Source organism: Flavobacterium muglaense, assembly GCF_014305155.1.
In the GTDB taxonomy this organism is placed as follows: Bacteria; Bacteroidota; Bacteroidia; order Flavobacteriales; family Flavobacteriaceae; genus Flavobacterium; species Flavobacterium muglaense.
In genome coordinates this window covers 116,422-129,703 of record NZ_JACRUK010000005.1, presented here as the reverse complement: position 1 = coordinate 129,703, position 13,282 = coordinate 116,422, and the positions used below count along the sequence as shown (strand labels likewise).

Annotated in this window: 15 protein-coding genes; 10 read left to right on the top strand and 5 right to left on the bottom strand. The window is 36.6% G+C overall.

All coding sequences use genetic code 11. The features are described 5' to 3' along the window. The gene (gene idi, locus H8R24_RS04155; protein WP_187017300.1) at positions 1–528 is read right to left on the bottom strand and encodes an isopentenyl-diphosphate Delta-isomerase; all 528 of its coding nucleotides are present in this window, start codon (positions 526–528) and stop codon (positions 1–3) included. Between the two features lie 165 nt (positions 529–693). Between idi and H8R24_RS04150 the strand changes: the two genes are divergently transcribed. The 4 genes from H8R24_RS04150 to H8R24_RS04135 all read left to right on the top strand — a co-directional run bounded on the left by H8R24_RS04150 (position 694) and on the right by H8R24_RS04135 (position 4,005). Continuing rightward, complete coding sequence (locus H8R24_RS04150) at positions 694–1,155, top strand: GNAT family N-acetyltransferase (RefSeq protein ID WP_187017299.1); 462 nt, start codon at positions 694–696, stop codon at positions 1,153–1,155. A 147-nt stretch (positions 1,156–1,302) separates the two neighbouring features. Continuing rightward, positions 1,303–1,860 carry a peptide-methionine (R)-S-oxide reductase MsrB gene (msrB, locus tag H8R24_RS04145; RefSeq protein ID WP_187017298.1) on the top strand — a complete coding sequence of 186 codons (558 nt, stop codon included), beginning with the start codon at positions 1,303–1,305 and terminating at the stop codon, positions 1,858–1,860. Position 1,861: 1 nt separating this feature from the next. Further along, complete coding sequence (gene msrA, locus H8R24_RS04140; RefSeq protein ID WP_187017297.1) at positions 1,862–2,506, top strand: peptide-methionine (S)-S-oxide reductase MsrA; 645 nt, start codon at positions 1,862–1,864, stop codon at positions 2,504–2,506. Positions 2,507–2,697: 191 nt separating this feature from the next. Beyond that, positions 2,698–4,005, top strand: coding sequence for an amidohydrolase (locus tag H8R24_RS04135; RefSeq protein WP_187017296.1), 1,308 nt, complete (start codon positions 2,698–2,700; stop codon positions 4,003–4,005). A 33-nt stretch (positions 4,006–4,038) separates the two neighbouring features. On the opposite strand, the gene H8R24_RS04130 is transcribed toward H8R24_RS04135, so the two are convergent. Continuing rightward, on the bottom strand, positions 4,039–5,616 hold the full coding sequence (locus tag H8R24_RS04130) for an NAD(P)/FAD-dependent oxidoreductase (protein WP_187017295.1): 1,578 nt from the start codon (positions 5,614–5,616) through the stop codon (positions 4,039–4,041). Between the two features lie 182 nt (positions 5,617–5,798). On the opposite strand from H8R24_RS04130, the gene H8R24_RS04125 reads away from it, so the two are divergent. After that, entirely contained in the window at positions 5,799–6,041 is a 243-nt protein-coding gene (locus tag H8R24_RS04125; RefSeq protein WP_187017294.1) for a hypothetical protein, read from the top strand. 65 nt (positions 6,042–6,106) lie between these two features. On the opposite strand, the gene H8R24_RS04120 is transcribed toward H8R24_RS04125, so the two are convergent. After that, the gene (locus H8R24_RS04120) at positions 6,107–8,302 is read right to left on the bottom strand and encodes an ATP-dependent DNA helicase RecQ (protein ID WP_187017293.1); all 2,196 of its coding nucleotides are present in this window, start codon (positions 8,300–8,302) and stop codon (positions 6,107–6,109) included. Between the two features lie 105 nt (positions 8,303–8,407). On the opposite strand from H8R24_RS04120, the gene H8R24_RS04115 reads away from it, so the two are divergent. From H8R24_RS04115 to H8R24_RS04095, 5 genes are all read left to right on the top strand, one after another. Continuing rightward, the gene (locus H8R24_RS04115; RefSeq protein WP_187017292.1) at positions 8,408–9,373 is read left to right on the top strand and encodes a KpsF/GutQ family sugar-phosphate isomerase; all 966 of its coding nucleotides are present in this window, start codon (positions 8,408–8,410) and stop codon (positions 9,371–9,373) included. Beyond that, entirely contained in the window at positions 9,373–10,179 is an 807-nt protein-coding gene (tatC, locus tag H8R24_RS04110; RefSeq protein WP_187017291.1) for a twin-arginine translocase subunit TatC, read from the top strand. Before H8R24_RS04115 ends, tatC begins: the two co-directional genes overlap by 1 nt. Further along, complete coding sequence (locus H8R24_RS04105; protein ID WP_187017290.1) at positions 10,180–10,530, top strand: carboxymuconolactone decarboxylase family protein; 351 nt, start codon at positions 10,180–10,182, stop codon at positions 10,528–10,530. A gap of 102 nt (positions 10,531–10,632) precedes the next feature. After that, complete coding sequence (gene lptB / locus H8R24_RS04100; RefSeq protein ID WP_187017289.1) at positions 10,633–11,373, top strand: LPS export ABC transporter ATP-binding protein; 741 nt, start codon at positions 10,633–10,635, stop codon at positions 11,371–11,373. A 14-nt stretch (positions 11,374–11,387) separates the two neighbouring features. Then, a complete protein-coding gene (locus H8R24_RS04095) occupies positions 11,388–11,615 on the top strand; it encodes a DUF5808 domain-containing protein (protein WP_187017288.1) in 228 nt (75 codons plus the stop codon). A gap of 6 nt (positions 11,616–11,621) precedes the next feature. Here H8R24_RS04095 and H8R24_RS04090 read toward each other — a convergent pair whose 3' ends face one another. Both H8R24_RS04090 and H8R24_RS04085 read right to left on the bottom strand, forming a co-directional pair. Then, a complete protein-coding gene (locus H8R24_RS04090) occupies positions 11,622–12,485 on the bottom strand; it encodes a glycoside hydrolase family 25 protein (protein WP_187017287.1) in 864 nt (287 codons plus the stop codon). Next, positions 12,466–13,191, bottom strand: a complete 726-nt coding sequence (locus tag H8R24_RS04085; protein WP_187017286.1) for a CDP-alcohol phosphatidyltransferase family protein — start codon at positions 13,189–13,191, stop codon at positions 12,466–12,468. Before H8R24_RS04085 ends, H8R24_RS04090 begins: the two co-directional genes overlap by 20 nt. Positions 13,192–13,282: the final 91 nt, after the last annotated feature.

Below are 13,282 nucleotides of genomic sequence, written 5' to 3'. Positions count from 1 at the left end.
CTATATTTTATGATCTTCTAGAAAATGATAAAACTCGTCAAAAATAATTTTAAACCAAACGGTATAAACCTCTGGATGCTGCTGCATATCCTGTTGTATCGCTTCAATACTCATCCATTTCCAAGACTCAACCTCCTCAGGATTAATCTCTGGACTTTCATTATAATACCCAATCATCACATGATCTAATTCATGTTCTGTCAAGCCATTTTCAAAAGGCGCTTTGTATATAAAGTGGAAAAGTTCTTTCAACTCAGTCTTGAAACCCATTTCCTCATACAATCTGCGACTTCCTGCTTGAATATTGGTTTCTCCTTCTCTTTGATGGCTACAACAAGTATTGGTCCATAACAAAGGAGAATGGTATTTATGGTGTGCGCGCTGTTGCAGCATTATTTCATTTTTACTGTTTAAAACAAAAACAGAAAAAGCACGATGCAAAACTGCCTTTTCATGGGCCTCAAGTTTAGGCATTAATCCTATTTGAACATCGTCTGTATTAACTAATATTACGTTTTCTTCTATCATAATTATTTTTAGCCTTACAAAAATACAAAAAAGTTAAAGAAAACTAAACGCTTTAACGTTCTCTTTCATTTTGTTCAAGCAAAAGAAACCGAAAATCACGAACATCGGGTAACAACCAACACTTAAATAATCTTTAGTACTTTTATATTCTAAACCAGTATCGAAATGAATGCAATCCAAATTAGAAAAGCGACATACAACGACCTTCCCCAGCTACTAGAATTCGAACAAGGAATCATTGCCGCCGAGCGCCCTTTTGACCCTACTTTAAAACAAGCAAAAATCAGTTATTACGATATTAAACAAATGATTGCATCACCCGAAGTAACAATTCTAGTAGCCGCTATCAAAGATCAAATAGTAAGCTCCGGATATGCACGAATCACAACTGCAAAACCCTATTTGAGACATCAAAATTACGGTTACCTTGGTTTTATGTTTACCTTACCTCAGTATCGAGGGCAAGGAATAAATGCAACAATTATCGAAGCTTTAAAGCAGTGGTGTATTTCTCAAAGTATAAACGAAATTCGTCTGGATGTATACGATGGCAATACCTCAGCGATTAAAGCGTATGAAAAAGTAGGCTTTAAAAAACATTTAATAAACATGAGAATGGAAATATAAAGGAGTTCAACATCCAAAACTACTGCAACAACGTATCTATTTATAGTTAAACCTTATACAATAAGTTGTTAAATTGTAAACTAACCGACATTAGTTGCCAATCCACCTTCTTAAATTTGTATTATAAATAATGAAAACTATTTACCTATGAAAACGAAATCACTTCTAAGTCTTTTATTCTTTCTCCCCCTATTTATTCTTACTGCTTGCGGTCAGACCGTTAAAAAACAGTCTAAAGAGAAAAAAACAGCACGTATAGAAAACCAAATCAGCAAACCGGAGAACCCTTACTATTCCAATACCGATACCACAAAATTGAATGTAACGGATGCCGAATGGAAAAAAGTACTATCGGATGATGTATATGCCGTGGCTCGTAATGCAGATACCGAAAGAGCTTTTACCGGAAAATACTGGAATACCGAAGAAAAAGGAACCTATTACTGTGCCGCCTGTGGCAATACCTTATTTCGCTCTAGCGCAAAATTTGCCAGTAATTGCGGATGGCCCAGCTTTTTTGAACAAGAGAACAAAAAAAGTGTCGTTTACAAAAAAGACAATTCACTAGGCATGGAGCGCATCGAAGCACTATGCGGCAGATGCGACGGACACCTAGGACATCTTTTTGATGATGGCCCAGCCCCAACCGGAAAGAGATATTGCATGAACTCGATCGCACTTGATTTTATACCTGATACCAAATAACATGAAAAAAACATTTTTAATTTGCATTTTGACCGCCCTTACAGCTTGCGGACAAAAAAAAGAAAGCAACACCAGCGCAGTAGCTGCAAAAACCGACAAAAACAACCTTGAAACCATCACACTGGGAGGCGGTTGCTACTGGTGCGTAGAAGCGGTTTACGAAAACCTGAACGGAGTCACGGCAGTAACATCCGGATTTTCAGGTGGAACAACAAAAAACCCAAGCTACGAGGAGGTCTCTTCTGGAGCAACAGGTTACGTAGAAGTGGTAGAAGTCACATTCGATAAAACCATCACCAGCCTTGACGAAATTTTTCAAGTGTTTTTTACCGTACACGATCCAACCACATTGAATAGACAAGGCGCAGATGTAGGAACACAATACCGATCTGTTGTTTTCTATAGAAACGAACAGCAACGTGAAGCTGCTCAAAACATCATCAGTGAATTAAAAAAAGCTCAAATCTATGCTAACCCAATTGTAACCGCAGTAGAAAAATTCACTTCTTTCTATAAAGCCAAAGACTCACATCAAGATTATTATTCGAATAATAAAAACCAACCGTACTGCCAAATGGTAATTCAGCCGAAGGTCGAAAAATTTGAAAAAATATTCAAAGACAAACTCAAAAACAAACAACATTAAAAATCGAAACCGAAAAGTAATTTTCGGTTTTTTTATGCCTACTAATTTGGAATTAAAAGGAACAACACGCACCTACAAAGATCGTTTTTGCTTATATTTGTTTACAACAAAATGAATTTTATTCACTAAAAGCAGCAGAACATCGCTTTTGGATTCATTATTACCTATTAGCACTAATAAAAATCTATTTCATGAAAAAACCTATTATTTACCTTGCCTTCCTATCCTTCTCTATGGCAGTTTCGGCACAAAACACTGCTTTGAAGGCTAAAACCAATCAAAAAGCCGAAACATTAGAAGCCAAAGTAATTGCCTTCAGACGTGACTTTCATCAAAACCCTGAACTAAGCAACAGAGAATTCAAAACTGCCGAAAAAATAGCAAATCAGCTTCGTGCTTTAGGAATTGAAGTACAAACAGGAATAGGAAAAACAGGCGTAGTAGGTATTTTAAAAGGAGGGAAACCTGGACCAGTAGTTGCTTTACGAGCTGATATGGATGCATTGCCGGTAGTTGAACGCGTTGACCTACCATTTGCATCAAAAGCAACTGGAGAATACAACGGACAAGCTGTAGGTGTAATGCATGCCTGCGGACACGACTCGCACATGGCGATCCTACTAGGCACAGCCGAGGTTCTAGCATCGGTTAAAAACGACATCAAAGGAACAGTAAAATTCATCTTTCAACCTGCCGAAGAAGGCGCACCAGACGGAGAAGAAGGTGGAGCAGCCTTAATGGTAAAAGAAGGCGTATTGCAAAACCCTAAAGTAGATGTGATTTTTGGTTTGCATATAAGTGCTCAAACCGAAGTAGGGAAAATAAATTATCGCCCAAAAGGATATATGGCTTCCTCAGACTGGTTCAAGATAAAAATAAAAGGAAAACAAGCCCATGGCGCAAGTCCTTGGCAAGGAGTTGACCCAATTGTTACCGCTTCGCAAATAGTACTAGGATTGCAAACTATTGTAAGTAGAAATGTAAACCTTACAGAATCGGCAGCTGTGGTGAGCGTGGGAAAAATTACCTCAGGTGTACGAAGCAATATCATACCAGAAGAACTGGAAATGGACGGAACTATTCGAACATTAGACAGTAAAGTACAAGAAATGATTCACGAGCGCATCAAGAAAATAGTAACAAATATAGCCGAAAGTGCAGGAGCTACCGCAGAGGTAAACATTACTAAGCAAACACTAATTACTTACAACGATCCTATTTTAACTGCTGCCATGGTGCCTTCACTAGAAACCACAGCTGGAAAAAACAATGTAGTATTAGCCCCAGCAATGACTGGAGCCGAAGATTTTTCCTTTTACCAAGACAAAGTTCCTGGACTTTTCATCTTCTTAGGTGGGATGCCTAAAGGAAAAGCAGTATCCGAAACTGCCTCTCATCACACACCGGACTTCTATATCGATGAAAGCGGATTTGTATTAGGCGTAAAAGCATTGACGAATCTAACCTTAGATTATATGGAATTAAAACCTACAAAATAAAAAATATTATTCTTTATTCCCAACCTCGATTCATTACTGATTCGAGGTTTTTTTATGCAGGCTTTCGCCAATCATCAAAGCACATTTTTCCCCGTCAATCGCTGCTGATATGATTCCGCCAGCGTATCCAGCTCCTTCTCCACAAGGATACAATCCTTTAATTTGAAGATGCTCATAAGTAATTGGATCTCTTGGAATTCTAACCGGTGATGACGTTCTTGATTCTGGCGCATGTAAAATGGCTTCATTTGTTAAATAACCACGCATCGATTTACCAAACTCAGTAAAACCTTCGCGCAATATTTGAGTCAAAAAACCAGGAAAAACTTGGCCCATTTCAACCGAAGTTGTTCCCGGAACATAAGATGTTTTTGGAATTTCAGATGACACAATATTTTTGGTAAAATCAATCATGCGTTGTGCCGGAACTTTTTGACTTTCCCCTGCTAGATGCCACGCTTTTTGTTCAATACTTTTTTGAAATTCCATTCCGGCAAGTGCTCCAAACTTAGCAAAAGGCTTAAAATCCTCCAACTTCAATTCGATAACAATCCCTGAATTTGCAGTGGCTTGATCTCTTTTTGACGGAGACCATCCATTTGTCACGACTTCACCTGGGCTTGTAGCACAAGGCGCAATCACACCACCGGGGCACATACAAAAAGAGTACATACCACGACCTCCTACTTGCTTCACAATACTATAAGGAGCTGGCGGCAGTAGCGCGCCACGATAATCGCAACTGTATTGTATGCTATCAATTAATGACTGAGGATGCTCTGCTCTTACGCCCAAGGCAAAAGGCTTTGCTTCTATCAATATTTTTTTACGATCTAATAATTCAAAAATATCACGAGCCGAATGTCCTGTAGCTAGAATCAGTTTATTTGCCAAAATAGTGTCGCCTTTTTGAGTCACAACACCTTCTACTTCATTGTTTTTCAAAAGAATATCAGTCACTCGAGTTTCGAATAAAACCTGACCACCACATGCTATAATTTTCTCTCGAATGTCTTGAATAATCTGAGGCAATTTATTGGTTCCTATGTGCGGATGTGCCTCCACTAAAATATCTGGAGTTGCTCCATAAGCCACTAATAATTCTAATATTCGGGTAACATCCCCACGTTTTTTAGAACGGGTATATAATTTCCCATCTGAATAGGTTCCTGCACCACCTTCTCCAAAACAGTAATTAGAATCTTCATTCACAATATGATCGACATTAATTGCTTTTAAATCACGACGACGACCACGAACATCTTTACCTCGCTCCAGTACTATTGGCTTCAAGCCTAATTCTATCAATTGCAAAGCTGCAAAAAGTCCCGCAGGACCAGCACCTACTACAATAACCTCTTGTGCAGTAGCTACATTTGGGTAATCAGGAAGCTCTAGTTTAAGCTCCTTAAAAACCTCTCCTTTAAGGTAAATAGCTACTTTTAAGTTTAACTTTATCGTTTTTTGACGTGCATCAATCGAACGTTTTAAAATCACAAGTTGCTGTATTTCATTGGCAGCCAATTTTATTAATTTTGCTACATGGTTTTTGAGTTGCGCTTGATCGGCAGCAATTTCTGGAGTGACTTGTAAAAGAAGTTCTTGAGGCATTTTTTTTGTATTATTCGATTATAAGAATATTTCACATGATAAGCAGGCAAAATAATCTACGGCAAAAGTAGTATTTTGTGTTGAATTCTGGTTATAGAAAACAGATTCCATTTTTAAAATAGGTTGGTTATCCCACTTAGACCCGTAACTTTGCAAATCAGAATCTTTGAAACCTATAAAAAATGTCTAGAAAAATAAAAATGATTTGGGATTTTCGTGGGCCAGCTGGAGCAAAAACAGCCGAGCACCATGAAATTCATCTAAAAGAATATATAGCAATCGAAAAATTACCTTTGAATATCACAGGGTTTGAAATACGATCAGAACTTCATGCCATCGCATTTATGGTGGTAACAGATGAACATATGAAACAAGTACGAGATGCTTTGAAGCCCCACAGAGCTGAGATTTATGAGGAAATCTAAAAATAAAAAAGGTCTTACAGTTAAAACGCTAACTCTAAGACCTTCTATTTTTTAAACTTTCAATACTAATTAGCTACTTCGCTAATAAACTTTATTCGCATTAAGCGCAATTCATCAATATCATAGTCGCCTTCAAATTCCTTTAAAGCACCTTCTATCTTATCCGATTCAGACTCCATGAAGTAATCATAAATTTCTTCTTGTTGGTCTTCATCAAGCATATCGTCTACCCAGTATTTAATATTTAATTTTGTTCCTGAGTACACAATTTGTTCCATCTCTTTAATCAACAAATCCATCGTTAAACCTTTTGCTTTAGCGATATCATCAAGAGATAACTTTCGATCTATATTTTGAATGATGTATAATTTGTTTGCTGAATTTGTTCCTGTCGATTTTACAACAAAATCATCAGGTCTCATAATTTCGTTATCAATCACATAACGATTAATTAATTCGACAAAATCAGATCCATATTTTTTTGCTTTTCCTTCACCTACTCCATGAATATTGATCAATTCATTTAGCGAAATAGGATATTTTAAGGCCATATCTTCTAGCGAAGGATCCTGAAAAACCACAAAAGGAGGGACACCAATTTTCTTGGCTACTTTTTTTCTTAAATCTTTTAGCATCCCCATCAAAACTTCGTCAATTGCGGCAGTAGTTTTGGATGCGGTAACAATTGCTTCATCTGACGACTCATTGTATTCATGATCCTCAGACATGAGAAACGAACTTGGTTTTTGTATAAAATCCAGTCCTTTTTGGGTGATTTTAACGATACCATACGTCTCAATATCTTTGGCCAGATAACCCGAGACAAGCACTTGTCGCAATAATGCCATCCAATATTTTTCATCGAAGGCAATTCCGGAACCAAAAAAAGCTTGAACATCTGTACGATGTGCTTTAATAACTGCATTTACCCTACCTATTAAGGTAAAAACAATTTCTTTGGATTTATATAAATGCTTAGTATCTCTAACGATTTCAAGTAATTTCACTACTTGATCTTGGCCTTCAACCTTTGTTTTTGGGCTGCGAACGTTGTCATCCATATCCGCACCTTCACCTGTTTCACTACTAAATTCTTCTCCGAAGTAATGCAGTAAAAATTTCCTTCTAGACATTGAAGTTTCGGCGTAGGCCACCACTTCTTGTAGTAAAGCGAAACCTATTTCTTGTTCGGCAACAGGTTTCCCTGACATGAATTTTTCTAACTTCTCAACATCCTTATAAGAATAGTATGCAAGGCAATGCCCTTCCCCCCCATCACGACCTGCGCGACCGGTTTCTTGGTAATAACTTTCCAAAGATTTAGGAATATCGTGGTGAATTACAAAACGCACATCTGGCTTATCAATTCCCATTCCGAAAGCAATTGTTGCCACTACAACATCAACATCTTCCATCAGGAACATATCTTGATGTTTGGCACGAGTTTTCGCATCCAACCCTGCGTGGTAAGGCACCGCGCTAATTCCGTTGACTTGTAAAACTTCGGCAATAGCCTCTACTTTTTTACGGCTCAAGCAATAAATAATACCTGATTTTCCTTTGTGTTGTTTTATAAATCGAATGATATCCGACTCGATGTTCTTGGTCTTCGTCCGGACTTCATAATACAAATTAGGCCTATTAAATGATGCTTTAAAAGTCTTAGCATCACACATATCCAAGTTTTTAAGAATATCTTCTTGCACTTTTGGAGTAGCAGTAGCAGTTAGTCCTATAACAGGAATATCACCTAACTGTTTGATAATATTTTTAAGATTTCGATATTCTGGTCTAAAGTCATGCCCCCATTCTGAGATACAATGCGCCTCGTCAATAGCCACAAATGAAACGGTAACACTTTTAAGGAAATTTACATTTTCTTCTTTGGTTAGGGATTCTGGTGCCACATACAACAACTTAGTTAAGCCAGATGCGATATCTTTTTTAACTTGAGCAATCTCAGTTTTAGTAAGTGAGGAGTTCAAAACATGAGCAATACCATTTTCTGAAGATAAACTTCTAATGGCGTCAACTTGGTTTTTCATTAAAGCAATAAGAGGCGAAACAACAATTGCTGTTCCTTCTTGTGTTAAAGCGGGCAACTGATAACAAAGTGACTTACCACCACCTGTAGGCATAATAACAAATGTATTTTGCTTTGTAAGCAAACTTTTTATCACTTGTTCCTGCAGTCCCTTAAATTGGCTAAAGCCAAAATATTTCTTTAATTCTTTATGGATATCAATTTCGTTTGAATTCATTCTTTATTATATGGTATTATGTGGTATTATGTGGTATTTTGTATAAATTTGCATCACATAAAGATACTAAATTCTTTTACATTCACAAATTTTAAACATTCTGTTTTGATATCTAAAGAAAAAATATTGGCTACCGCCAAAAAAACAATACTATCTGAAAGTAAAGCGATTACAAAACTAACTGATTTTTTAGATGATAATTTCGCAGATACCATACAAGCAATCTTCAATTCGAAGGGTCGATTAATCGTAACTGGAATTGGAAAAAGCGCGATCATCGCTCAAAAAATGGTTGCCTCTTTTAACTCTACTGGAACACCTTCAATGTTTTTACACGCTGCCGAAGCCATTCATGGTGACTTAGGAATGATGCAAAATGACGATATCATTATATGCATTTCCAAAAGCGGAAACAGTCCTGAAATAAAAGTCCTTGTTCCTTTATTGAAACGTTTTGGCAATACTTTGATCGCCATCACTGGAAACACCAGTTCATTTCTTGCTAAAGGAGCTGATTTTGTCCTTAACACCACAGTAGATCAAGAAGCCTGTCCTTTAAACCTCGCTCCTACTAGCAGTACAACCGCACAACTTGTAATGGGCGATGCTATAGTTGTCTGTCTCATGGAAATGCGTGATTTTAAACCCGAAGATTTTGCTAAATACCATCCAGGTGGCGCTCTAGGTAAAAAATTACTACTTAAAGTACAAGATATGCTAGAGCATACTTTAAAGCCAGCAGTTAGTCCAGACGCTACCATTAAAAAAGTTATTTTTGAAATATCAGAAAAACGACTTGGTGTCACAGCTGTTGTCGAAAACAACAAAGTAATTGGTATTATTACAGACGGTGACATTCGAAGAATGCTGAACGAGAGAGACAGCTTCGCTGATTTGACAGCCAAAGATATTATGACAAAAAACCCAAAGCTTATTCAATCTACCGATATGGTTGTTGATGCTTTTAATATCCTGGAAGGTTTTTCAATCACTCAATTAGTGGTTGTGGACGGAGACACATACAAAGGGGTACTACATTTACATGACATTTTAAAAGAAGGAATACTATAATGGCAAAGAAAAACCAAAACGAAATGTCGTTTTTAGATCATCTTGAGGATTTAAGATGGTTACTTGTTCGCAGTACCATTGCAATAATTGTAATGGCATTTTTCACTTACTTCATTAGTGATTACTTATTTGACACGATCATCTTTGGTCCTACAAGACCCACTTTTTTCACCTATACCTTTTTTTGTGAATTATCACATTCATTAGGTTTTGCTGATAATATTTGCATTACTGAGATGCCTTTTATCATTCAAAACACAGAAATGGAAGGACAAGTAAATGTCTTTATATGGATTTGTATACTGGCCGGTTTTATCCTTGCCTTTCCTTTTATACTATGGGAAGTTTGGAAATTTATCAGCCCAGCACTTTATACTAACGAAAAGAAAAATGCTAAAGTTTTTATCTTTTTCTCCTCCTTACTATTCTTTCTAGGGGTGCTGTTTGGTTACTTTGTTGTTATCCCCATGTCGGTCAACTTTGTTGCCACCTTTACAGTGAGTGATATGGTAAAAAATCAATTTACATTAGACTCCTATATTGGAATGGTTAAAACATCTGTTCTTGCCAGCGGATTGTTTTTCGAATTACCTATAATTATCTATTTCTTAACTAAACTAGGGCTAGTATCCCCAAATTTTTTAAGAACATACCGAAAATATGCAATTGTACTTGTACTTATTATCGCGGCTATTGTTACACCGCCCGATGTGGTAAGTCAAACTATTGTTGCTATACCAATGTTATTAATCTATGAAGCAAGTATTTGGATATCCGTATTTGTACATAAAAAAGAAAAAGAATAAATGGCTGCTATAATCGAAGAATTCAATGAATACCGTTCAAGAATGAACGAAAAACTACTAGCTGACAACAACAAAATTGTTAAGCGTATTTTTAACTTAGACACCAATGCTTATGCTGCAGGAGCTCTTGATGTAAAAACTAAAGAGTTACTAGGATTAGTTGCATCTGCCGTATTGCGTTGTGATGACTGTGTGAAATACCATCTTGAAACTAGCCACAAAGAAGGAGTTACCAAGGAAGAAATGATGGAAGCCATGGGAATCGCTACACTAGTAGGTGGAACTATTGTGGTTCCTCACTTGCGTAGAGCTTACGAGTTCTGGGAAGCACTAGAAGAAGAGTCTAAATAATTGTTAACGGCTTTAATTGTTGATTTGTTTATTCGTTAATTTGTATCGAATAAACAAATCAATGTTTAAACAATAAACGCTGCACGTTTAAAACCATAGAATATGATCTTAAGAGCCGAAAATTTAATTAAAACATACAAAGGAAGAAGTGTTGTAAAAGGCATCTCGGTCGAAGTCAATCAGGGCGAAATCGTAGGACTCTTAGGCCCTAACGGTGCTGGAAAAACCACCTCATTTTATATGATTGTAGGTTTAGTAAAACCCAACTCTGGAAATATTTACCTAGACGACTTGAATATCACAGATTACCCGATGTACAAAAGAGCACAACAAGGTATTGGATACTTGGCTCAAGAAGCTTCTGTTTTTAGAAAATTAAGCATCGAAGACAATATTTTAAGTGTTTTACAACTTACAAAACTCTCAAAAGAGGAGCAAGTTGCTAAGATGGAAAGCCTTATTGCGGAGTTTAGTCTTGAACACATACGCACCAATCGTGGGGATTTACTATCTGGAGGTGAGCGTCGTCGTACCGAAATTGCACGCTGTCTAGCAACCGATCCAAAATTCATCTTACTTGACGAACCGTTCGCCGGAGTTGACCCAGTAGCAGTAGAGGATATTCAGCGAATCGTAGCTCAATTAAAAAACAAGAATATCGGGATTTTGATTACGGATCACAACGTACAAGAAACACTGGCTATTACGGACAAAACCTACCTTATGTTTGAAGGAGGAATTCTAAAAGCAGGTGTTCCAGAGGAATTAGTTGAAGACGAAATGGTTCGACGTGTGTACCTAGGTCAAAACTTTGAATTGCGTAAAAAGAAAATAGAGTTTTAAACCAAAACGACCCCGTGGAAAACAACAAGCCTTCAAAAGAAACCTTAGAAAAATGGCATCAAGATCCCAATAATTGGGTTTTGGGTATTTTTTATTTTAACCGAGAAGATCCACGTATTTTTCCTCCAAAAAGAATGGCTTGGGCAGGCTGGACTGTTAATTTTGCCAATCCTAAATCAGTAGGAGTCCTTTTGGCTTTACTAGCATTGGCAATTGCTGCTTCTACCATATTCAAAAAATAAGACCGCTTATTCTACAGTAATGTATTGCAATTGCTGTAGATCTCCATTGTAAATATTTACATCCACATTGCCTTTTATTCCATCTAGAGAAGCCTTCTCTGTGAATTGCCAAAACAACCAATCTTTATCAACTTCTTCCCGATAAAAATTATAATTAGCAATCCAAAAAAGGTAATCACCAAACTCTTCTTTCAGAAAATCTTCGTAATATTTTTCACCGGTATAGATAATCGGCTTTACTTGATAATGCGCTTCTACGGCAATAAGCCAACGTTTCAAACCAATTTTCAAACGATCTAACGACTGATTTTCGGGTAATTTTTCAATATCCAAAACAGGTGGAAGATCTCCTTTTCTTAAACGAACCGTTTTTATAAAAAGAGCTGCTTGATCCAGTGAGTTTTCATTGGGACGATAATAATGGTACGCCCCTCTAATTATTTTATTGTTTTTGGCTTTACGCCAATTTTCATCAAACCTTTTATCTTTTCGATCATCACCTACCGTAGCGCGAATAAATACAAATTGAACAGGGTATTTATCTTCCAAAGTACCCACTTTTGACCAATCAATCTCATCTTGATATTCGGATACATCGATACCAATGACTTTGCCTTCGCTTTTTTCCAAAACTTGATAATTTCGAACATCTGAAATCCGTTTATCCTCGGCTTCAGCTGCTGAAATATGATTGGATTTAAAACTAAAATAATACGCCAATCCCATTCTATAATGATAAGCTACAGCACAAACAGTGCACAATATAAGCAAACCAATCCCTAAACGAAAAATAAGTCCCGAGAAAAAAGACTTCTTTTTTCTAGGTTTCCGTATGATAGTATTCTTACGTCTAACTATTTTTTTTCTCATCCAATTTCAAAGTGTTATTCACAATGGACAACAAAACATAACCAATAATGATCAATGGAATTGCTAGAAATTGAAACAAAACAAGTAAGACAAATGAAAGCGACAAAAACACAATTTGCAACGCATTATCCTTAAAATTAAACTTTTTAATCTTCAATGAAAACAACGGAATCTCGGCATTTAAAATAAAGGCACTAAAAAGTGTAATTCCTAATAACACCCATTGATTCGTTAAAATCTCCAACATTACCAACGAGTCTGAAAATTTCAAAACCAATGGCAAACTTAAAATAAAAAGTGCGTTTGCTGGCGTAGGCAAACCAATAAAAGAACTCGTTTGACGTGTGTCTAAATTAAAAACAGCCAATCTGTAGCACGAACCTAGCGTGATTATAAAACCTAAAAACGGAATCCATGAATTAGACGAAACTTCATGCTGACAATTTGAAAGTAAATAAAACATGATATAACCTGGGACAACGCCACTCGTTACCATATCCGCCAATGAATCTAATTGCAATCCCAAAGGGCCTGACACATTAAACAATCGAGCAAAAAAACCATCAAAAAAGTCAAAAAAGATTCCAAGACAAACCAGATAAAAAGCCATCTCAAAATCTAGTCTTGTTGCAAAAACCAATGCAATACAACCACAAAAAAGATTTAATAAAGTAATCGTGTTAGGAACGTGTTTCTTAATATTCATTGTCATTTTAATTTATAATCTCAGCGTGCAAATTTAGCATAATAAGTCAATGCAAACTTCCTTTTTAATAGAGAATGTTAAAAGCCGTAGC

Excerpts from the sequence above, each read along its gene's own strand:
- idi (WP_187017300.1), bottom strand. The coding sequence starts at position 528 with ATGATAGAAGAAAACGTAATATTAGTTAATACAGACGATGTTCAAATA.
- H8R24_RS04150 (WP_187017299.1), top strand. The coding sequence starts at position 694 with ATGAATGCAATCCAAATTAGAAAAGCGACATACAACGACCTTCCCCAG.
- msrB (WP_187017298.1), top strand. The coding sequence starts at position 1,303 with ATGAAAACGAAATCACTTCTAAGTCTTTTATTCTTTCTCCCCCTATTT.
- msrA (WP_187017297.1), top strand. The coding sequence starts at position 1,862 with ATGAAAAAAACATTTTTAATTTGCATTTTGACCGCCCTTACAGCTTGC.
- H8R24_RS04135 (WP_187017296.1), top strand. The coding sequence starts at position 2,698 with ATGAAAAAACCTATTATTTACCTTGCCTTCCTATCCTTCTCTATGGCA.
- H8R24_RS04130 (WP_187017295.1), bottom strand. The coding sequence starts at position 5,616 with ATGCCTCAAGAACTTCTTTTACAAGTCACTCCAGAAATTGCTGCCGAT.
- H8R24_RS04125 (WP_187017294.1), top strand. The coding sequence starts at position 5,799 with ATGTCTAGAAAAATAAAAATGATTTGGGATTTTCGTGGGCCAGCTGGA.
- H8R24_RS04120 (WP_187017293.1), bottom strand. The coding sequence starts at position 8,302 with ATGAATTCAAACGAAATTGATATCCATAAAGAATTAAAGAAATATTTT.
- tatC (WP_187017291.1), top strand. The coding sequence starts at position 9,373 with ATGGCAAAGAAAAACCAAAACGAAATGTCGTTTTTAGATCATCTTGAG.
- H8R24_RS04105 (WP_187017290.1), top strand. The coding sequence starts at position 10,180 with ATGGCTGCTATAATCGAAGAATTCAATGAATACCGTTCAAGAATGAAC.
- lptB (WP_187017289.1), top strand. The coding sequence starts at position 10,633 with ATGATCTTAAGAGCCGAAAATTTAATTAAAACATACAAAGGAAGAAGT.
- H8R24_RS04090 (WP_187017287.1), bottom strand. The coding sequence starts at position 12,485 with ATGAGAAAAAAAATAGTTAGACGTAAGAATACTATCATACGGAAACCT.
- H8R24_RS04085 (WP_187017286.1), bottom strand. The coding sequence starts at position 13,191 with ATGAATATTAAGAAACACGTTCCTAACACGATTACTTTATTAAATCTT.